At 73.1% G+C, this 18,863-nt stretch carries 19 protein-coding genes; 10 read left to right on the top strand and 9 right to left on the bottom strand.

What is annotated here, in order from left to right; genetic code table 11:
- Nucleotides 1-97: 97 nt before the first annotated feature.
- From msrB to ACHFIV_RS08595, 4 genes are all read right to left on the bottom strand, one after another.
- Entirely contained in the window at nucleotides 98-505 is a 408-nt protein-coding gene (msrB, locus tag ACHFIV_RS08610; RefSeq protein ID WP_398965243.1) for a peptide-methionine (R)-S-oxide reductase MsrB, read from the bottom strand.
- A 10-nt stretch (nucleotides 506-515) separates the two neighbouring features.
- Entirely contained in the window at nucleotides 516-1,910 is a 1,395-nt protein-coding gene (gene murC, locus ACHFIV_RS08605; RefSeq protein ID WP_398965242.1) for a UDP-N-acetylmuramate--L-alanine ligase, read from the bottom strand.
- 44 nt (nucleotides 1,911-1,954) lie between these two features.
- Nucleotides 1,955-2,407, bottom strand: coding sequence for an indole-3-glycerol phosphate synthase (locus ACHFIV_RS08600; RefSeq protein WP_398965241.1), 453 nt, complete (start codon nucleotides 2,405-2,407; stop codon nucleotides 1,955-1,957).
- 158 nt (nucleotides 2,408-2,565) lie between these two features.
- Entirely contained in the window at nucleotides 2,566-3,345 is a 780-nt protein-coding gene (locus ACHFIV_RS08595) for a pyrimidine reductase family protein (protein WP_398965239.1), read from the bottom strand.
- Between the two features lie 37 nt (nucleotides 3,346-3,382).
- On the opposite strand from ACHFIV_RS08595, the gene zapE reads away from it, so the two are divergent.
- The 4 genes from zapE to ACHFIV_RS08575 all read left to right on the top strand — a co-directional run bounded on the left by zapE (nucleotide 3,383) and on the right by ACHFIV_RS08575 (nucleotide 7,480).
- The gene (gene zapE / locus ACHFIV_RS08590; RefSeq protein WP_398965237.1) at nucleotides 3,383-4,474 is read left to right on the top strand and encodes a cell division protein ZapE; all 1,092 of its coding nucleotides are present in this window, start codon (nucleotides 3,383-3,385) and stop codon (nucleotides 4,472-4,474) included.
- Nucleotides 4,475-4,556: 82 nt separating this feature from the next.
- Nucleotides 4,557-4,982 (top strand): OsmC family protein, encoded by a 426-nt coding sequence (locus tag ACHFIV_RS08585; protein WP_398965235.1) that lies wholly within the window; start codon nucleotides 4,557-4,559, stop codon nucleotides 4,980-4,982.
- A gap of 144 nt (nucleotides 4,983-5,126) precedes the next feature.
- Nucleotides 5,127-6,503, top strand: a complete 1,377-nt coding sequence (locus tag ACHFIV_RS08580) for an alkaline phosphatase PhoX (protein ID WP_398965233.1) — start codon at nucleotides 5,127-5,129, stop codon at nucleotides 6,501-6,503.
- A 116-nt stretch (nucleotides 6,504-6,619) separates the two neighbouring features.
- Nucleotides 6,620-7,480: a polysaccharide deacetylase family protein gene (locus ACHFIV_RS08575; protein ID WP_398965969.1), complete on the top strand. Its 861-nt coding sequence runs from the start codon at nucleotides 6,620-6,622 to the stop codon at nucleotides 7,478-7,480.
- A gap of 69 nt (nucleotides 7,481-7,549) precedes the next feature.
- Here ACHFIV_RS08575 and ACHFIV_RS08570 read toward each other — a convergent pair whose 3' ends face one another.
- The 3 genes from ACHFIV_RS08570 to ACHFIV_RS08560 are packed head-to-tail and all read right to left on the bottom strand — an operon-like array spanning nucleotide 7,550 to nucleotide 10,040.
- Entirely contained in the window at nucleotides 7,550-7,729 is a 180-nt protein-coding gene (locus ACHFIV_RS08570; RefSeq protein WP_398965231.1) for a hypothetical protein, read from the bottom strand.
- Between the two features lie 14 nt (nucleotides 7,730-7,743).
- Entirely contained in the window at nucleotides 7,744-9,366 is a 1,623-nt protein-coding gene (locus tag ACHFIV_RS08565) for an ATP-binding cassette domain-containing protein (protein ID WP_398965229.1), read from the bottom strand.
- A complete protein-coding gene (locus tag ACHFIV_RS08560) occupies nucleotides 9,363-10,040 on the bottom strand; it encodes an AIM24 family protein (protein ID WP_398965228.1) in 678 nt (225 codons plus the stop codon). Before ACHFIV_RS08560 ends, ACHFIV_RS08565 begins: the two co-directional genes overlap by 4 nt.
- 73 nt (nucleotides 10,041-10,113) lie before the next feature.
- On the opposite strand from ACHFIV_RS08560, the gene ACHFIV_RS08555 reads away from it, so the two are divergent.
- The 5 genes from ACHFIV_RS08555 to ACHFIV_RS08535 all read left to right on the top strand — a co-directional run bounded on the left by ACHFIV_RS08555 (nucleotide 10,114) and on the right by ACHFIV_RS08535 (nucleotide 15,226).
- Nucleotides 10,114-10,878 (top strand): peptidyl-tRNA hydrolase, encoded by a 765-nt coding sequence (locus ACHFIV_RS08555; RefSeq protein ID WP_398965226.1) that lies wholly within the window; start codon nucleotides 10,114-10,116, stop codon nucleotides 10,876-10,878.
- A gap of 172 nt (nucleotides 10,879-11,050) precedes the next feature.
- Complete coding sequence (locus ACHFIV_RS08550; protein WP_398965966.1) at nucleotides 11,051-11,803, top strand: DUF4142 domain-containing protein; 753 nt, start codon at nucleotides 11,051-11,053, stop codon at nucleotides 11,801-11,803.
- Between the two features lie 205 nt (nucleotides 11,804-12,008).
- Nucleotides 12,009-13,310 (top strand): DUF692 domain-containing protein, encoded by a 1,302-nt coding sequence (locus ACHFIV_RS08545; protein WP_398965225.1) that lies wholly within the window; start codon nucleotides 12,009-12,011, stop codon nucleotides 13,308-13,310.
- Nucleotides 13,307-14,341: a TIGR04222 domain-containing membrane protein gene (locus ACHFIV_RS08540; protein WP_398965224.1), complete on the top strand. Its 1,035-nt coding sequence runs from the start codon at nucleotides 13,307-13,309 to the stop codon at nucleotides 14,339-14,341. Before ACHFIV_RS08545 ends, ACHFIV_RS08540 begins: the two co-directional genes overlap by 4 nt.
- A 114-nt stretch (nucleotides 14,342-14,455) precedes the next feature.
- Nucleotides 14,456-15,226, top strand: coding sequence for a TIGR04222 domain-containing membrane protein (locus ACHFIV_RS08535; RefSeq protein ID WP_398965222.1), 771 nt, complete (start codon nucleotides 14,456-14,458; stop codon nucleotides 15,224-15,226).
- A gap of 279 nt (nucleotides 15,227-15,505) precedes the next feature.
- Here the strand turns inward: ACHFIV_RS08535 and hemQ are convergent, their stop codons facing one another.
- Nucleotides 15,506-16,219, bottom strand: a complete 714-nt coding sequence (gene hemQ / locus ACHFIV_RS08530) for a hydrogen peroxide-dependent heme synthase (RefSeq protein WP_398965220.1) — start codon at nucleotides 16,217-16,219, stop codon at nucleotides 15,506-15,508.
- 4 nt (nucleotides 16,220-16,223) lie between these two features.
- The gene (hemG, locus tag ACHFIV_RS08525; protein ID WP_398965218.1) at nucleotides 16,224-17,711 is read right to left on the bottom strand and encodes a protoporphyrinogen oxidase; all 1,488 of its coding nucleotides are present in this window, start codon (nucleotides 17,709-17,711) and stop codon (nucleotides 16,224-16,226) included.
- A 125-nt stretch (nucleotides 17,712-17,836) separates the two neighbouring features.
- On the opposite strand from hemG, the gene ACHFIV_RS08520 reads away from it, so the two are divergent.
- On the top strand, nucleotides 17,837-18,817 hold the full coding sequence (locus ACHFIV_RS08520; RefSeq protein WP_398965216.1) for a DUF4349 domain-containing protein: 981 nt from the start codon (nucleotides 17,837-17,839) through the stop codon (nucleotides 18,815-18,817).
- Nucleotides 18,818-18,863: the final 46 nt, after the last annotated feature.

Genomic DNA, 18,863 nt, shown 5'->3' with positions numbered 1-18,863 from the left:
GCCACGCCCGTCAGGAGCACACCTGCTGACGGGCGTCCGTGCGGGAGCCGGGGCTCACGCCTGCTTCCGGATCCCCGGGGGCGCGCGGACCCGGTGTTCAGCTCTCGTCCGGCGCCAGCGTCAGCGAGATCGAGTTGATGCAGTACCGCTGGTCCGTGGGCGTGGGGTAGCCCTCGCCCTCGAAGACGTGCCCCAGGTGCGAGCCGCAACGGGCGCAGCGCACCTCGGTGCGGGCCATGCCGAGGCTGTTGTCCTGGAGCAGCTCGACCGCGTCGGTGTCCTTCGGGTCGTAGAAGGACGGCCAGCCGCAGTGCGACTCGAACTTCGTGTCGGAGCGGAACAACTCCGCGCCGCAGGCACGGCAGGAGTAGACGCCCGCCGTCCTGGTGTCGGTGTACTCGCCCACGAAGGCGGGCTCGGTGCCGGCCTTGCGCAGCACCGCGTACTCGGCGGGCGTCAGCTCTGCCCGCCACTGCTCGTCCGGCTTCTCGACGTCGTACGGCACGGTGGCTCCCTCAGCTCGACAGGTGGTCCAGGATCAGCGGGCCGAGGTCGGTGACATCGCCCGCTCCCATGGTGAGAACCAGATCGCCGGGCTTCGCCATTCCCGCGACGGCGGCGGGGATCTCCGCCTTGTCGTGGACGGCCGTGACGTCGGCGCCCGCGGCCTTGGCGGCATCGATGATCAGGGCGCTCGTGACACCCGGCAGCGGGTCCTCCCTGGCGGGGTAGACGTCCAGGACCAGTGAGGCGTCGGCGAGGGCGAGGGCCTGGCCCATCTCGGTGCCGAGTTCCTGGGTGCGGGAGAAGAGATGGGGCTGGAAGACCACGAGGAGGCGGGAGCCGGTCGCCGCGCCCCGCATGGCCTCCAGGTCCGCGGTCATCTCCGTGGGGTGGTGCGCGTACGAGTCGATGACCTGGACACCGGCCGCCTCGCCCTTGAGCTGGAGGCGGCGCTTGACCCCGGTGTACTTGCCGAGGGCGGAGGCGAGGTTGTGGGCGGGGATGCCGAGGGCGACACCCGCGGCCAGCGCCGCGACCGCGTTGTGGGCGTAGTGCCGGCCGGGCACGGAGACGGTGAAGGTGAGGTACCTGCCGTTGAGGACGACCGTCACCTCGCTGGTCAGACCGCGCGGGGTGACCTTGTGGACGCGTACGTCCGCGCCCTCGGACTCGCCGTAGGTGACGACCGTGAGGGAGGAGAGCTCACGGACCCTGCGGGTCAGCTCCACCGCGCCGGGCTGGTCGGCGGCGACGACCAGGGTGCCGCCCGGGACGACCTTGCCGACGAAGGTCTCGAAGGACTCGTAGATCTCGTCCATCGACGCGTAGTTCGCGTGGTGGTCCAGCTCGACGTTGAGGACGATCGCGACCTGGGGGTCGTACTTCTGAAAGCTGCGGTCGCTCTCGTCGGCCTCGGCGACGAAGATGTCGCCCTGGCCGTGCGTGGCGTTGGTGCCGGGACCCTCCAGGTCGCCGCCGATGGCGTACGAGGGGTCGAGGGCCAGCTCCGACAGGGCGACGGCGAGCATCGACGTGGTGGTCGTCTTGCCGTGCGTGCCGGCGACCGCGATGGCGCGCAGGCCCTCCATGAGGGAGGCGAGCGCGTCGGAGCGGTGCACGACGGGGATGTCCAGCTCGGCGGCCCGGACCAGCTCGGGGTTGTCGGCGCGGATCGCGCTGGAGACGACCACCGAGGTCGCGTCGTCGGCCAGGTGCCCGGCGGCGTGCCCGATGTGGACGGTCGCGCCCAGCGCACGGAGGGCCTCGGCGGTGGCCGACTCCCTGGCGTCGCTGCCCGCCACCTTCGCGCCGCGCTGGGCGAGGATCTTCGCGATGCCCGACATTCCGGCGCCGCCGATGCCGATGAAGTGCGGCCGTTCCAGGGCGGCAGGAATACCGGGTGCCATACGTGTCTCTCCCGAGCTGTGAGTGGGTCTGGTCCGCCCCAAGCCTATTCGCTGTGCGCGAAGAGCTTGAGCACCGGTACGCCGACCTTGTGACGGGCCCGGGAGGCCCAGTCGCGGTGGAAGAACTCCTCCACGTAGTGCGGCGCCGTCAGCACGATGACCTCGTCGGCCCCGGAGTCGTCCACCACGGTCCTCAGCTTGTCCAGGGGGTGGTCCTCGACCACCTGGCCGACGGCCTCCGAGCCCGCCTCGCGCAGCTCACGGAGCGAGAACTCCAGAGCCATCTCGGCGGGCTCCCTGGCCTCCTTGCCCTCGGGCCGCTCCCCCTCGCGGACGGCCTCCCGGAGCTCGCCGATCGCCACGTCGTCGATCGCGCGCAGCAGCACGTCCGCCTGGTCGGTACGGGGCTGCATCAGCACGACGAACGAGATCCGCTCCTCGCCGTGGAGGGTGGTGACGAATTCCACGTCCTCGGGGGTGAGCGGCTTCTCGATCATCAAAACGCTTGTGAACACGACAGGCGCCCTTCCGCTTCGTCTCGTCGGCCACAGGGACGGCCGCTGTTGCTGAAACCATCCTTCCCCGCAGTCGCACGGGGTAGCAGGACTAAGTGTGCCCACCCGGGGCCAACCGGAACGGTTAATTCCGCTTTATGTCAGATCTTCCCGTACCGGGTGAAGAGGAATCCTGCCTCCTCCAGGAGCGAGATGAGGGAGAAACGATCCGGCACGGGTACGGCGGGGCCGCCCGCGATGCGCTGCGCGTCCCCGGCGGTGAGCAGCGGGGAGAGGGTCAGGCAGAGCTCGTCCAGCACCCCCGCCGCCACGAACTGGCCCAGCAGGCGCGGTCCGCCCTCGGTGAGGAGCCGGCTGAAGCCCCTCCGGTCCAGTTCGGCGAGCGCGCGCGCCGGGTCGACGGCGGCGCCCTCCCCGGCGAACAGCACGTCGGCGCCCGCCTCCCGGGCCGCGCTCACCCGGTCCGGGGGGGCCGCGGCACCGGTGACCACGAGGGTCGGGACGAGCGGCGAGGCGAAGAGCGGGAGCGAGAAGTCCAGGTCCAGGCTCGCGCTGACGACCGCGACGGCGGGGGCCGGCCCCTGCCCGGCCGCCTCGCGCCGCGCTGCGAAGGCCTCACGGGCCCGCGCGGGCCGGTAGCCCTCCAGTCGCACCGTCTCGGCACCGACGACGACCGCGTCGGCCAGGCCCCGCAGGGTGCCGAAGACCCGCATGTCGGTGGGGCAGGAGATGCCCTGCGAGCGGCCGTCGTGCTGGGCCGCGCCGTCCAGGGTGGAGACCATGTTGGCGCGCAGCCAGGGGCGCGCGCCCTCGGGATACGCGTAGGCGTCGGCGAGCTCGTCGAGCGTCCACTCGCGGTCGGCGGCGGCAACGGCCGGGGCCGGTGTTGTCAGGTCCGTCACAGGGAGCAGGCGTCGCATGCCCAGCAGTCTGGCACGGCGCTTAAGGTGGGTGGTTGTGTCGTCCTCCACAGCCGTGCCGGGGCAGAGCCCCATAGCCGAAACGGCCCCGCAGTCCCTGTGCGCCCTCGAGCCGCGCGTCCCCGCCGACCGCCTGGTCGCGGAGATGGTGCCGCCGCCGCGCTTCGACTCGGTGCGCTTCGATACGTACGTGCCCGACCCGGACCAGCCCAGCCAGTCCGAGGCGGTCGAGGTGCTCAGCTCGTTCGCGGCGGGGCTCGGCGGGGCGCACGCCACGGGCTCGGGCAAGCGCAAGTGGTTCGGCAGGAAGCAGGCGGCGCCCGCCGGGCCGCGCGGCGTCTATCTGGACGGCGGGTACGGCGTCGGCAAGACGCACCTGCTGGCCTCGCTCTGGCACGCCACCCCCGCCGCGCCGTCGCTCAAGGCCTTCGGCACCTTCGTGGAGCTGACGAACCTGGTCGGCGCGCTCGGCTTCCAGCAGACCGTGCAGACACTGAGCGGACACCGGCTGCTCTGCATCGACGAATTCGAGCTCGACGACCCGGGCGACACCGTCCTGGTGTCGTCCCTGCTCAGCAGGCTCGTCGAGGCGGGGGTCGCGCTGGCCGCCACGTCCAACACACTGCCCGGCAAGCTCGGGGAGGGGCGTTTCGCGGCGGCCGACTTCCTCCGCGAGATCCAAGGGCTCTCCGCGCACTTCCGGCCGCTGCGGATCGACGGCGAGGACTACCGCCACCGCGGTCTGCCCGAGGCGCCGCCGCCGTACTCCGAGGGCCAGGTCACCAAGGCCGCCTACGCGACCCCGGGTGCCTCGCTCGACGACTTCCCGTCCCTGCTCGGCCATCTGGCCCGGGTCCACCCGAGCCGGTACGGCGCGCTGACGGACGGGATCACGGCGGTCTGCCTCACCGACGTGCAGCCGGTGCCCGACCAGTCGACGGCGCTGCGCCTGGTGGTGCTCGCGGACCGGCTGTACGACCGCGAGGTCCCCGTGCTCGCCTCCGGTCTCCCTTTCGACCGGCTCTTCAGTGACGAGATGCTGAACGGCGGGTACCGGAAGAAGTACTTCCGGGCCATCTCACGGCTGACGGCACTGGCGCGTGACGCAAAGGGACTGGTGGCGCAGTAGGTTCGGGGGTTGAAGGGCGTGCGGGTGCCTCCGGGTGCCGCGTACGTCCGTTGACCGCGCACACCGTTTGAAGGGATCCAGCATGGCTACCACGCGTCAGGCGCACACGGTCTGGGAAGGCAACCTGCTCGAGGGCAACGGCGTTGTCACCCTCGACTCCTCGGGGATCGGGGAGTACCCGGTCTCCTGGCCGTCCCGCGCGGAGAAGGCGAACGGCAGGACCAGCCCTGAGGAACTCATCGCCGCCGCACACTCCAGCTGCTTCTCGATGGCCCTTTCGCACGGGCTGGCCAACGCGGGCACGCCCTCGACCCGGCTGAACACCCAGGCCGAGGTCACGTTCCAGCCCGGCACCGGCATCACCGGCATCCACCTCACGGTGGAGGGCGAGGTTCCGGGTCTGGACGAGGCGGGCTTCCAGAAGGCGGCCGAGGACGCCAAGGCGAACTGCCCGGTCAGCCAGGCGCTCACGGGCACCACCATCACGCTCTCCGCGTCGCTGGCCTGATCCCACCCGTCCCCGGGGCCTCATTTCGCCCCGGGGACACAAGGGGTTCCCGTGGTTCCCGTGGTTCGCGTGGTTCCCGTGCGCCATGACGCGTGGTACACACATGCGGGTTACTTCACCTGTCCGCCAACAGGGAGTTGCCTCATGTCATCCGCACCTCGACGACTCGCAACACGACGACAGGTCCTGGCCGGCAGCGCCGCGACCGCCGCCTCGGTCGCCTTCACGGGGGCCTTCACCGAACTCTTCTCCGGTACCGCCGAGGCCCGGGGCCACAGCGGCTACGGCCCCCTCCTGCCCGACCCCGACGGCCTGCTCGATCTGCCGAAAGGTTTCCGCTACCGGGTGCTGTCCCGGGAGGGCGACCCGCTCCGCTCCGGCGAGGGCCCGGTCCCCAGCAACCACGACGGCATGGCCGCCTTCACCGGCCGGGGTGGACGGGTCCACCTCGTGCGCAACCACGAGAACCGCACCACCGGAAGGATCGGGGTTCCCACGGTCGAGGGGCTCACCTACGACCCCACGGCCAAGGGCGGCTGCACGGCCCTCGAACTCGACGGCCGCGGCGAGGTACGCGGCGAGCGCGTCGCCATCGCGGGTACGGCCGTCAACTGCGCGGGGGGTCCCACCCCGTGGAACACCTGGCTGACCTGCGAGGAGACCGAGGACAAAGCAGGCACCAACGGCTACACCAAGGACCACGGCTTCATCTTCGAGGTGGACGGCGCCGATCCGCGCCGCACGGGGGCCGTCCCCCTGACCGCGATGGGGCGCTTCCAGCACGAGGCCGTAGCGGTCGACCCGCGGAGCGGCATCGTGTACGAGACGGAGGACGCCTTCGAGAAGCCGTTCGGGCTCTTCTACCGCTTCCTCCCCGAGAAGCCGCTCGGCGGAACGGGCTCCCTGCGGGCCGGCGGCGCACTCGAGGCCATGCGGGTACCCGGCGTGGCCGACCTCTCCGCGATCCAGGAGACGGGGGCGAGCTTCGACCGGATCGAGTGGGTCCCCGTACCGGATCCGCAGGCCGCCGGGACACCGATCCGGTTGCAGGACTTCGGACCGAAGGGCATCACGCACGCCCAGAAGCTCGAAGGCTGCTACTGGGGCGGCTCTTCGGTGTACTTCGTCTCCAGCTTCGCGCACAGCTCGGAGGGGTCGGCCGCCGACCACTTCGGCCAGGTGTGGCGGTACGAGCCGAAGCGCCGGCGGCTCACCCTGGTGATCGTCTTCGGCCCGGACACCGACGTGCGGCTGCCCGGCGAGTCGCCGGACAACATCTGCCTCGCCGCAGGGGGCGGTCTGATGGTCTGCGAGGACGGGGGCGGCGCACAGCACGTGCTCGGGGTGACACGGCGCGGCGACGTCTACCCGATGGCCCGGGGGCGGCAGAACATCGGGACGGCGCAGGAGCCGGAGTGGGGCGAGTTCGCGGGTGTCACGTTCTCACCGGACGGCGGGACGATGTTCGTGAACTGCTACACGCCGGGGACGACGTTCGCGGTGACCGGCCCCTGGCGTTGACCGGGGCGGGCGCGGGCGGGTGATCCGGCGGCACGGCCATCGGTGGCCCGGAGCGCCGTAGCGTCATCTGATCGATCCTCGGCTAACGTCCACCAGTGATCAAATCCGTTCGCACGATGATCGTGCTGGCTGCGGTGAGCGCCGTGCTCGCCGGCTGCGGAGGTCCGGAGGCCGACCGCGCCAGGACCGCCGCGCTCCCGACGGCCTCTCCGGTGCCCGCGCCATCCTCGCCGGCACCGGAGAGCAGGCCCTCCGTTCCGGCCCCCGGCCCCCGTGGACTCACACCGGTCTTCGAGCGGCGGACCGCTTCCGGTTCGGGTGCCGCGAGCGGGGCCCGCGGGGACGACAAGGTCGTGGCGCTCACCTTCGACGCGGACATGACGGCGGACCAGGGGCCGCGCGCCGCCGGCGGCGAACGCTTCGACAACCCCGGTCTGATCGCCTCCCTGCGCCGTCTGGAAGTGCCGTCGACGGTCTTCATGACCGGCAGGTGGGCGCAGGAGTACCCGGACCAGGCGCGCTCGATCGGCACCGATCCGTTGTTCGAGATCGCCAACCACTCGTTCAGCCACTACGCCTTCTCCTCCCCCTGCTACGGACTGCCGACCGTCGCGGAGGGCGATATGCGGGCCGACGTGGAGCGGGCCTTCACCGCGATCCGCGGGACGGGCGCGCGCCATGTCGTGCCGTACTTCCGCTTTCCCGGCGGCTGTTACGACGACGTGGCGCTGAAGGCCCTGGCCCCGGCCGGAGTGACCGCCGTCCAGTGGGACGTGGTCAGCGGTGACGCCTTCGCCACGGACGCGGAAGCGGTGGCGGAGCAGGTGCTGGCGGGGGTCCGGCCGGGGTCGCTGGTGGTCATGCACTGCACCCGCAGCGCGGCTCCCGTCACCGACGACGCTGTCCGCCGGATCGTCCCGGAGCTGCGGGAGCGCGGCTACCGTTTCGTGAAGGTCTCCGAGCTGATGCGCGGCTAGGCGTGTCCGCGCGCTCCGGCGTCGTGGACCCGGCGGTGTCGGGATCCCCGGGCCGGCCGCGCCCGCGCGTCAGCCGGAACAGGCGGTGCGTCCCGCCTCCTGCCAGGCACACACCGGGCAGAGCGTGCTGCCCTTCGTCGACTCCGGGTGTTCGGTCGGCTTCCGGCACAGCACGCACTCGGCGTACGGCGGCCCCGCGTCCTCGGTCGCGGGACCGGGAGCCGTCGTCTCGCAGTACACGTCGTCCATGAGTCCGAGCGTACTCACTCGCGCAGAGCGGCGATCCGGGACGTGAGGACACCCACCACGACGGCGACGGCGACCGCCCCCGCCAGCGGCACGAACGGCAGCCGCACGGTGCCGGCCGGCGAGCCGGAGACCAGGCCGGACACAGCGGCCTTCGCCGGTGAGCCGTCGGTCACGAGGGCGAGCAGCGCGCCGAGCACGGTCGCCGCCAGCGACCAGCCGTGGCGGTGCAGGAGCGGCCGCGCGCAGAGCGCCCCGACCGCCGCTCCCAGCAGGGCGCAGCACACTGCCGCGAGCAGTCCGGCCAGAGCCGCGGGCAGGAGCGGTACGGCCACGGTGCGGCCGGTGCTGACGGGATCGCTGATCAGCAGCACGACGCCCGAACCCACGCCGCCCAGGGCGAGCGCGCATCCCAGGCCGGTGAGCAGCGAGGCCCCGTGCGCTCGCGCCGGTCCGACGGCCGAGGCGGTCACGGTCCGTGCGGCAGGGGGCTCCTGGGTGACGCACAGCCGTACGAGCCATGCCGCTGCGGGGAGCAGGGCGGCAGCGGCGTAGCCGAGTGAGTCCAGCAGGGGCTGTCCCGCTTGCACGCCGACGCCGAGCACGGCCGCGTACAGGAGGAGTGGTGCGAGCCAGCGCTGCGAGCGGGCGAGCAGCGCGGCCTGACAGCGCACCAGGGCGGCGGTGCCACGGAACGCCGGACGGGCGGCACGGGGCGTGCCGGGCTCCGGCGGGGCGCCGGGGCCCGGTCCGGGCGCCAGGCCCCCCGCCGCCCCGCCGGCGGCGGCCAGGTCAGCCGGTGCCGGCGCCGGGACCTGCGAGAGCCCGGTGATGTGCCAGGGAGGCCGGGCCGTGACGAGGGTGTGGAGCAGGTGATCCGAATGCTCCGGGCTGGTCGTGAGGCGGATCCTGCCCGGGTGCCCGGCGTCACGTTCCGCCACGGGCGAGCCCGGCAATCCGGGCGGGAGGGCGGCGGACGCCTCGCCCGTGGCCTCGATGAGGACGCGTGGACCGGGGCCGCCCGACGGGGCTGCCGCCGGGGTGAGGGCGCGGCCGTCCAGCCGGTAGACGGCGTCGGCCGTCCCGGCGAGCCGCCCCGGGTCGTGGTCGACGAACACGACGGTGGCTCCGCTGGCGACCCGCTCGGTGACGGCCCGGTCCAGTTCGCCGCGGGCCGCGGTGTCCAGACCCGTCCAGGCCTCGTCCAGGACGAGGAGGTCCGGCTCGGCGAGGAGCGCCTGGGCGACGGCGACCTTCTGGCTGGTGCCCTTGGAGAGTTCCGCCAGGGGTGTGCGGGCGTGCCCGGCGGCCCCGAGACGCGCCAGCCACTCCCCGGTCCGTGCGGTGGCCTCCCCGCTCGACAGCCCGTGTACGCGGCCCATGTGCACGAGGTAGCCGGCAGCGGTGAACGGCAGGACCGCGGGGAAGCGCTCCGGGACGTACGCCGTGCGCGGGCGGCCGGTGACGCGGCCCTCGGTCGGCGCGTCGATGCCGGCGAGCAGCCGCAGCAAGGTCGACTTGCCCGCCCCGTTCGGACCCTCGACCCGTACCAGGGTGTGCGCGGGCAGGCGCAGGTCCAGCCCGCGCAGCACCCAGGGCCCGCGCAGGCCGTACCGGCGGCCCACCCCGTCGAGGATCAACTGGACGACGACTTCTCCGGCTTGAGTTCGCTGGGGCGGACGATCACGAAGCCCTCACCCTGGAGCATCAGCTGGACCGCCTCGCCGGACCCGCCCCGCACCATGGAGCCGAAGCTCTGCGAGCGGTGCAGCGAGGTGGAGAGCTGGGCGCTCCAGCCGACGACCGCGTCCGTGTCGACGTACACCGGCTGCTGCGCGGTGACGGGGATGACTATGGGCTGGCCCTCGCAGATGAGGCCGAGCTTCCCGGCTCCGCTGAAGACGCTGTTGAAGAGGCCTCCGCCGGTCATCCCGGCGCCCTTCACGGTCTTGATCTCGTAGGACAGGCTCGCGTCGAAACAGAGGACGTTGCGGCCGTTGACCGTGAGGACGTCGCCCTGCTCCATCTCGACGATGAAGCAGTTGGCAGCCTCGTGGGCGAACCACGCCTCCCCCTGGCCGGTGACCGCCATCAGGGCCAGCCCCTCGCCCGTCACCGCCCGCTTGAGCATGCCGCCGATGCCCTGGCCCTTGCGCTCGAACTGGAGACTGCCCCGGAAGGCGATCATCGATCCCTGGCGCGCGTGCATCTCACCGTTGACCGCGTACTTGATGGATTTGGCGTTCTGGAGGGTCATGCCGGGGACCGTGGCCTGCCGCGCCGTGTGCTCACTGGAAAAGAGGTCGCTCTTCATGCGGTGCATCCTCACCCGGAGCCCTTCGTTCCGCCAAGAACGGGTTGTCGGAGGGCCTGGCAGACTGGGGTGGGTGAGCAGCGACAGCATTCCTGAGTCCCTTCCCGCGGCACCCGAGGTCTCCGCCGGCAGCCCGTTCCGGCCGGAGCCGGAGGCCCGTGACGAAGCCCCGCAGTTCGTCCTGCCCCTGGTGGTGCGCCTGGAGAAGGCGGACCCCCCGGCACGCAACGACGCCCTGGTGACCGCCGCCCGCGCGGTGCTCACGATCCTCTCCGACCCCCGCGCCCAGGGCGAGGACGAGGGCAGGGCCGAGGGCGAGTGGGCGCGGGCCGTGCGCGGCTGGCAGGACGCCCGGATCCGCAAGGTGGTCCGGCGGGCGCGCGGTGCGGAGTGGCGCAAGGCGTGCGGGCTGCCCGGGATCACGGTCAGGGGCGAGCACGCGGAGGTCCGTGTCTTCCCCCCGGTGCCCCTGGACGGCTGGCCCAGGGAGCTGGCCAGACTCCAGGTGTCGGGCACGGACCTGGACGACCCCGAGGCCCCGGCGGCACCCGGCCCGGACGCTCCCGTGCTGTGGATGAACCCGGACGTCGGTATGTCGGCGGGCAAGGCGATGGCGCAGGCCGGGCACGGCGCGCAGCTCGCCTGGTGGGCGCTGTCGGACCCGGAGCGCAAGGCGTGGCACGAGGCGGGATTCCCCCTGTCCGTCGCCACCGCGGACACCGCCCGCTGGCGTGAGCTGACCGCGAGCGGGCTGCCCGTGGTGCAGGACGCCGGCTTCACCGAGGTCGCTCCGGGATCCTGCACGGTCGTCGCCGACCATCCGGCTCTGCGCCGCTGACCGCCGCGGCCGGGCGCATCACCCGGACGTCCTGGCGTCCGGGTGAACACTCCTGCGCCGATATACGTATCTCCCCGTACTGCCGCACCGGCATTACCGCCAAGTAGGTTGATCGACGCATCGGTTGGCGGTTGATTCGACGCTGTCACGTACCTGCCCGGGAGACATCTTGCTGCGACGCATCAACGGAACGGCCCTCATCATCGCCGCGCTGGTCGCCACACTCGGCGCGCTCGCCTTTCCCGTGTGGTCGTACGCCGACCGCTCCGGCACCGGCGAGGCCAACCTGAACGCGTCCAGCGTCGCCACCCAGTGGGGGCCTCTCTCGGCGACCGACCGGGACTTCCTGGTCAAGGTGCGCCTCGCCGGGCTGTGGGAGCTGCCCGCGGGGCAGCAGGCCATCGAGCGCGCACCGAGCGAAGGGGTGAAGCTCGCGGGCGACCACCTGGTCGTCGGCCACACCGACCTGGACCGGCGGGCCCGCGACGTGGCCGCCAAGCTCGGCGTGGAACTCCCGAACCAGCCCACGGAGCAGCAGCAGGGCTGGCTCAGGGAGCTCACCGCCGCGGGCGGCCAGGAGTACGAGCAGAAGTTCGCCAATCTCCTGCGCGCCGCGCACGGCAAGGTGTTCGCGCTGATCGCACAGGTCAGGCACACCACCCGCAACGCGCTGATCCGGCAGCTCGCGTCCGACGCCAACCAGACGGTGCTCGACCACATCACGATGCTGGAGCGCACCGGTTTCGTCGACTTCGACGGCCTGGCGCGCGAGGCGGCCGGCGCTTCCACGGCCAGTCCGTCGGGACCGCCCGTGTCGTCGGGCGGCGGCGTCCCGCAGCTCCCGGTGCCGGTGACCCCCAGCGGTGACCAGTCGTTCACCTCCCGCCCGGTGCCACCGACCATGGCTCCGCTGCCCCAGCCCTGAGGCGCTCCCCGGCCGCCCGGTGGGCGGGGCCGGCCGCCCTCCGGCCGGTCCGCGCCGCCCTCGGTACGGGAGGGGCGTCACGACCGGGCGACCGGGCACCCAGGAAGTGCAGGGAACCTCAAATCAAGCTCTGAACGTCCCCCTTTTCGGGTTCACCGGCGCCCGCCGGGGCCATCACCCCCGCACAGAACGGGGAGGGGACACCATGGAGCTGGGAATCGGCATCGGATGGCGGCCGGAGATCGCGGACGCCGTCGAGGCGCTGCCGGGGATCGACTGGGTCGAAGCCGTCGCGGAGAACCTCTGCGCGGACCATCTGCCCGAGTCCCTCGTGCGCCTCCGGGCGCGCGGGGTGACGGTCGTCCCGCACGGGGTGTCGCTCGGACTGGGCGGGGCCGGCCGTCCCGACCCGGGCCGCCTCGCCGGCCTGGCCGCGCGGGCCGGACTGCTCGGCGCGCCTCTGGTGACGGAGCACATCGCGTTCGTGCGCGCCGGTGGGCCGCTCACCGCGTCGCCGGCGCTGGAGGCGGGCCATCTGCTGCCGGTGCCGCGGACCTGGGACGCGCTGGACGTGCTGTGCGAGAACGTGCGGATCGCGCAGGACTCGCTGCCCGTCCCGCTGGCCCTGGAGAACATCGCCGCGCTGATCTCCTGGCCCGACGAGGAGCTGACCGAGGGGCAGTTCCTCGCGGAACTGGTCGAGCGCACCGGCGTACGGCTGCTGATCGACGTCGCCAATCTGCACACCAACCACGTCAACCGGGGTGAGGACCCCGCGACCGCGCTCGATGAACTGCCGGTGGAGGCCATCGCGTACGTCCACGTGGCCGGCGGCGTCGAGAGGGACGGCGTCTGGCACGACACGCACGCCCACCCCGTGACAGGCCCCGTCCTGGACGTGCTGGGCGAGCTCCGCTCCCGTGTCGACCCGCCGGGGGTCCTGCTGGAGCGCGACGACGACTTCCCCCCGGCCGGGGAGCTGGCCGGCGAACTGGCCGCGATCCGCGACACGCTGGCGTCCGCCGCCACCGCTCCCGGGCCGGACCGCCGACGGGCCGCCCGGCCCCCTGAGCCGGCGGAGCGCGCCGCCGGAGGCCGCGACCGGACCGCCGTGGCCCAGGCCGCGCTGCTGTCCGCGCTCGTGGCGGGTACGCCCGCGCCGGACGGGTTCGACCACCGGCGGCTGGGGGTGCAGAGCCGCGCGCTGGCCGCCAAGCGTGCCGATGTCGTCGCCAAGGTCGCGCCCGAACTGCCGGGCATCCTCGGCGACGGTTACCGCGGCGCCTTCCTCGCGTATGCCAGGAGCCGGCCGATGTCCGCCGGTTACCGCCGTGACGCACTCGACTTCGCCGAGCACCTGCTCGTCGCGGACCGCCCCTCCGACGAGGCGGCCAGGCGGCGGCTGACCCGCTGGTGGCAGGAGCGTGCCGCCCCTCGCCCACCACGGCGCGGGGCCCGTCTGGTGCATGCCGCCCGTAGCGCGCTCCTGGGGAGGCGACCCCGGTGAACGCTCTCGCCCTCCTGCTCACTCTCGCCGTGGCGGTCTCCTCGGTGCTCCTGGTCACCGCGGTCCTCAACGCTCGGCGGCGTCACGGCGCCGGTGCCGTCCAGGTGCACGACCTCTCCGAGGCGGCCTTCCTGTCCGCAGGGCCGGCCAGGGTCGTCGACACCGCGCTCACCGCCCTGCACGCGGACGGGCGTCTGGCGGTCGGCGGTCCCGGTATCGTCGCCGCGCTCCCCGGGGCCGTGGCCCGCGACGCGGTGGAGCGCGCCGTGCTCAACGAGTTGCACGCCGCGCCGAGCGGATCGCTGCACGCCCTCCGGGAGGCCGTGATGCGGCATCCGGCGGTGCAGGAGATCGGCGACGGGCTCGCGGCACGCGGGCTGCTGGTCGCGCCCGGCGAGAGCGCGCCACGGCGGCGATGGGCGATCATCCACGCGGTGGTGTGCGTCGTCGCCCTGCCCCTCAGCCTCGTCCTGACCTTCGTCCAGTACGGCCTGCACACGGGCCACGCGGACCTTCCGTACCCGTTCGTCGTCAAGGTCCTGCCCGCGCTCGCGGCCGGCGGACTGGTCGGCATGCTCGCCGCCGCGTCGGCCGGGAGGAGGATCACACACGCGGGACGCCGGTGCCTGGACGGTTTCCGGTCCGCGTACGCCCACGCGGCCGTCCCGGCGCACCTGGTGGCGCTCCACGGGCTGCGCGCCCTTCCCGACCCCGCTCTCCGGGCGCAGTTGGTGGCGGCGGCACACCAACGGCCGGTCCGGCGACGGTCGCCGGCCACCCCGTACACGGGCTCGTCCTCCACGGCCGCCGCGCTCGTCCCGGTGGTCTGGTGTGCCGGGGCGGGTCCCGGGGGCGGGAGTTGCGGCAGTTCCGGTGGTGGGGGCGGGGACTCCGGCACGGGGTCGTCCTGCGGTTCGGGGTCGAGTTGCGGCAGCGGTGGTGGTTCCAGTTGCAGCAGTGGCTCCAGCGGCGGGTCCAGTTGCGGCGGCTCCAGCGGCGGCGGGTCCAGCTGCGGCGGCAGCTCTGGTTGAGCACGCGTCGGCGCCCGAAAGGAATCAGCCATCGATGACCGTCTGTGAGCAAAATCTGTCCGTATGGTGAACACCGCATGGTGTTTCCCTGTCGGTATCGCATAGAACTCCGCCATGCTCTGGGTCCTGCTTCTTCTCGTGGCATGGAGTGCGGCCGCCGTCTCCTGCATACGGCTGTGCCTCGTCACCGCGGGGGCGGCCCAGCGGCCGCACGATGCCTCACAGACGTCCGTTCCCCATGAACTCAACCTGTACGAGACGGCGTTCCTGGCCGGGGGGCCGCAGCGGGTGGCCGATCTGGCCCTGGTCTCCATGCACCTGCGGCGCCGGCTGCTGCTCGCCCACACGGGATGGGCGACGGTCGTCGACCCGGAGGGGCGGGACGAGGTCGAACGCACCGTGATCCGCGCGATCGGCCCGGAAGGCCAGTCCCGGATAGCCCCCATACGCGCCACCGCGGCCGACGCCGTACGCTCTCTCGCCGACCGGCTCGTCGCGGCCGGGCTCGCCGTGCCGGCCGGGACCCGGACGGGCCTGGAGTCGGCGGTGCGGGGCGTGCGGGCGGCAGCGGCGCTGGTGGTGGTGCTGGCGGCCGCCGCCATACTGACGCCCGGTCAGGGGACGGGCCACGCGGGTCCGGTCGCCGCCTGGTTCGGGCTGCCGCTCGTACTGACACTGGGCTGCCTGGCCATCGCCCGGGTGGAGAACCACCCGTACAGCCCGTGGGCCTCCCCATCCGGACAGCACTGGCTGGACTCGCTGCCGGCACCCGAGCGCGGAGCGGACCGCGATCTCCTGGCGGCGGTGGCGGTACGGGGCGTGGGCGCCCTGGAGGACCCCGGCCTGCGCGCGGCCATGCTGAGCGGAGCGGGGACCGGAGTCTGACCCGCCGGCCCCCGGCCACACACCACGAGGGCCGCCCCGTGGGGCGGCCCTCGTGGTGTCCTGTCCAGTTGTTCGGCCCGGGACACATCGGCCGGACCGGCGAGGAGCGGCGGACCCGCGGGGAGGAATGGCTGACTCCCCCGCGGGCCGCGGCGGTTCGCCGGCCGTCGGCCGATGTGCCCCCGGCACCGGACCCGGTGTCGCTGGAACGACGGGCGGCGTCTCACACGCCGTTGCCCGCCAACTGATCTTCCGGGTCAGGATGACCGGAAACGCTGGCTATGCGAGTCCGGCCACCAAGTCTGCGACGGTCTTCCTGCGCCCCGTGTAGAACGGGACCTCCTCGCGGACGTGCAACCGCGCCTCGGAGGCCCGGAGGTGACGCATGAGGTCGACGATGCGGTACAGCTCGTCGGCCTCGAAGGCGAGCACCCACTCGTAGTCCCCCAGCGAGAAGGAGGCGACCGTGTTGGCACGCACGTCGGGGTAGCCACGGGCCATCTTGCCGTGGTCCGCGAGCATACGGCGGCGGTCCTCGTCGGGCAGCAGGTACCAGTCGTAGCTGCGCACGAAGGGGTACACGCTGATGTAGTCGCGCGGGGTCTCGTCGGCGAGGAAGGCCGGCACGTGCGACTTGTTGAACTCGGCGGGGCGGTGCAGCGCCATGTTCGACCAGACCGGCTCGAGCGCGCGGCCCAGCTTCGTGCGCCGGAAGAGGTTGTACGCCTCCTGGAGCTCGTCGGAGGTCTCCGCGTGCCACCAGATCATCAGGTCGGCGTCGGCACGGAGACCGGAGACGTCGTAGGTGCCGCGGACCGTGACGTCCTTGGCCCCGAGCTGGTCGAACAGGTCCTGGACCTCGTCCGCGTAGCCGGCGCGGTCGACGGGAAGGACGTCCTTCAGCCTGAAGACGGACCACAGGGTATAGCGGATGACCTCGTTGAGGTCCTTGGCCTTCTTGCCTGCGTTCGGAAGCTTCTCTGGCGCACTCATACGGCTATTGTCCCGCCTCGCCACCCGTGCCCCGAACCCGGGTCGGCGTGTTGTCGATCTCCCCCGGGGCCGGCCCTCCCAGGTCCTGCACGATCTCGTCGGCGGCGCGGTGCGCGCTCGCCACGCAGGCCGGGATCCCGACCCCGTCGTAGACCGCTCCGCACACCCGCAGACCGGGCAGCCGGGCGACCTCCTCACGGATACGGGCGACCCTGGCGAGATGGCCGACCGGGTACTGGGGCAGCCCGCCGATCCACCGGGTGACCCCGGTGTCCACGGGGCGGGCCGTCAGCCCGGTCGCGGTGGCGAGGTCGCCCAGGGACGCGGCGACGAGCTCGGAGTCCTCGCGGTGGAGGTGTTCCTCCTCGCCGTAGCGGCCGACGGAGGTACGCAGCACGAAGAGGTCGGGGGCCGCGTCGGCGACCCACCGCCACTTGTTGCTGGAGAAGGTGGCGGCCTTGATCGTGCGCCCGTCGACGGGTGGCACGAGGAAGCCCGAGCGGCCCGCGATCGCGTCGTTCCCCTCGATTTCGGCGCGCCGGAAAGCCATGGTGACCAGCGCCATCGAGGCGTACTCGACGGCGGCGAGCTCGACCGAGGCGGCCGGGCACTCCGCGGCGAGCAGGGTGGACGCGGACCAGGCGGGGGTGGCCAGGACGATGGCGTCGGCCGCGATCACCCGGGTGTCGGTGCGCACGTCCCAGCCCTGGCCGGTGCGGGTGAGTCCGAGCACCGGGGTCTCCGTGAGGACCTCGGCGCCGCCGGCCCGCACGGCGTCGGCCACCGCGCCCGGCAGTGTGCCGATGCCCCCCTCGATGCCCTGGAAGACGGGGCCGGGCCGCTGCCGGGCCGCTGCCCGCTGCTGGACGCGGAGTACGCCGTCGAGGAGCGGTCCGCCCTCCTTCACCGCCTCGAAGAGCTGGGGTACGGCCGCACGCATCGAGATCCGGTAGGCGTCGCCCGCGTACACCCCGCCGAGCAGCGGCTCCACGAGCCGGTCGACCACCTCGCGGCCGAGCCGGTCGGCGACGTACGAACCCACCGCGACGTCCTCGCCGACGGCGCTCGGGGTCAGGTCGCGCTCCTCGGCGATCCTGGCCAGGCCCTCGGGTGAGAGCACACCGCTGAGCGCCGCCGGGTCACCCGGGACGCCCATCACATGCCCCTTGGGCATGGGGCGCAGGGCGTCCCGGGTCCAGACGGACGCGGTGGCGGTGGCGGGCGGCTGGAGCCGGTCGCCGAGCCCTGCCGCCGTGGCCAGCCCGACCCCTTCGGGCCGGCGCGCGAGCATCGACTCGGCGCCGAGGTCGACCCTGGTGCCCGCGATCTCGCCGGTCATCAGCTTGCCGCCGAGCCGCTCGGTCGCCTCCAGGAGGGTGACCCGGAGTCCGGATCCCAACAGCCGGTGGGCGGCGGCGAGTCCGGCGATGCCACCGCCGATGACGACGACATGGCCCGGACGTGTGGTGTCGCGCTGAACAGGACGCTGCATGGGTCCACTCTCTCAAACCCTTTCCGAGTCCCGGACGTGACCACTTCGAAACCGTCCGAGGGCAACCGCGCACGGTAGGCGTACGTCGAACCGGCACAGACGACAACTGCCCTGGGGGACGCGTCATGCCGGACGAACGACACACACACGGCCATCCATCCGGTCGCCCCGGACCGCGCCGCACGCGCACGCCGGCGGTCGCGGCCGCACTGCTCGCGGTCCTCCTGGCCACCGGGGCGTGCGGCGCGTCCGGTGACGAGAAGCAGGGGCTCCGCTCCGCGTCCGACGACAAGGCGGCGCCCGCCGCTGCCGGCGCCGGAGCCGGCGGGAAGTCCGCCGCGAAGCCGGCGGAGGGCGCCTCGTCCGCGCCGGAGCCGGGCTCCGCGGTCGCGGTCCACGTCATCCGCACGGCCACCCTCTCCCTCGAGGTGAGGAGCGTGCCGAAGGCGGTCGCCGCGGCCCGGGCCGCCGTCGAGGGCGCCGGCGGACTCGTGGCCGAGGAGGCCACGGAACGCGTCGACGACACGCACGACGTGTCCCGTCTCGTCCTGCGCGTGCCCCAGGCACGGTACGACGAGGTCCTGCGCGGGCTCGCCGGATCGGGGAAGCTCCTGTCCCGCACGTCGGACGCCAAGGACGTCACCGGGCAGGTCGTGGACGTCGAGAGCCGGATCGCCACCCAGCGCGCGAGCGTCGCGCGGGTCCGCGACCTGATGGACAGGGCCGGCAAGCTCAGCGACGTGGTGACCCTGGAGGGCGAACTCAGCAGCCGCCAGGCCGATCTGGAGTCGCTTCTCGCCCAGCGGGCGTCACTGCGGGACCGCACCTCGCTGGCGACGGTCACCCTCGAACTCAGCGAACCGTACGAGGACGGCAAGGACGCTGAGGACGAGGACACCGGTTTCCTGGACGCGCTGGCAGGCGGCTGGGAGGCGTTCGTGACGATGCTGCGGTGGATCGCGGTGGCGATCGGCGCCACGGCACCGTTCCTGGCCGCCGCTGCCGTGGTGGCCGTGCTGTGGCGCCTGCTGCGCGCCCGTCCGCCACGGCGGCGCGCCACGCCCCAGGGTCCCCCGGAGGCACCACCGGCACCACCGGCCGCGTAGTCCCCGTTAGCGTGGGCCCCTGATCCTGCACACGGCGGCGAAGGGA

Source organism: Streptomyces sp. ALB3, from assembly GCF_044385685.1.
Lineage (GTDB): Bacteria > Actinomycetota > Actinomycetes > Streptomycetales > Streptomycetaceae > Streptomyces.
This window is presented reverse-complemented; position numbering and strand designations above follow the sequence as displayed.

Coding starts and splice junctions, on each gene's coding strand:
- murC (WP_398965242.1), bottom strand. CDS start 1,910: ATGGCACCCGGTATTCCTGCCGCCCTGGAACGGCCGCACTTCATCGGC.
- ACHFIV_RS08600 (WP_398965241.1), bottom strand. CDS start 2,407: ATGATCGAGAAGCCGCTCACCCCCGAGGACGTGGAATTCGTCACCACC.
- ACHFIV_RS08595 (WP_398965239.1), bottom strand. CDS start 3,345: ATGCGACGCCTGCTCCCTGTGACGGACCTGACAACACCGGCCCCGGCC.
- ACHFIV_RS08585 (WP_398965235.1), top strand. CDS start 4,557: ATGGCTACCACGCGTCAGGCGCACACGGTCTGGGAAGGCAACCTGCTC.
- ACHFIV_RS08580 (WP_398965233.1), top strand. CDS start 5,127: ATGTCATCCGCACCTCGACGACTCGCAACACGACGACAGGTCCTGGCC.
- ACHFIV_RS08575 (WP_398965969.1), top strand. CDS start 6,620: ATGATCGTGCTGGCTGCGGTGAGCGCCGTGCTCGCCGGCTGCGGAGGT.
- ACHFIV_RS08570 (WP_398965231.1), bottom strand. CDS start 7,729: ATGGACGACGTGTACTGCGAGACGACGGCTCCCGGTCCCGCGACCGAG.
- ACHFIV_RS08560 (WP_398965228.1), bottom strand. CDS start 10,040: ATGAAGAGCGACCTCTTTTCCAGTGAGCACACGGCGCGGCAGGCCACG.
- ACHFIV_RS08545 (WP_398965225.1), top strand. CDS start 12,009: ATGGAGCTGGGAATCGGCATCGGATGGCGGCCGGAGATCGCGGACGCC.
- ACHFIV_RS08535 (WP_398965222.1), top strand. CDS start 14,456: ATGCTCTGGGTCCTGCTTCTTCTCGTGGCATGGAGTGCGGCCGCCGTC.
- hemQ (WP_398965220.1), bottom strand. CDS start 16,219: ATGAGTGCGCCAGAGAAGCTTCCGAACGCAGGCAAGAAGGCCAAGGAC.
- hemG (WP_398965218.1), bottom strand. CDS start 17,711: ATGCAGCGTCCTGTTCAGCGCGACACCACACGTCCGGGCCATGTCGTC.
- ACHFIV_RS08520 (WP_398965216.1), top strand. CDS start 17,837: ATGCCGGACGAACGACACACACACGGCCATCCATCCGGTCGCCCCGGA.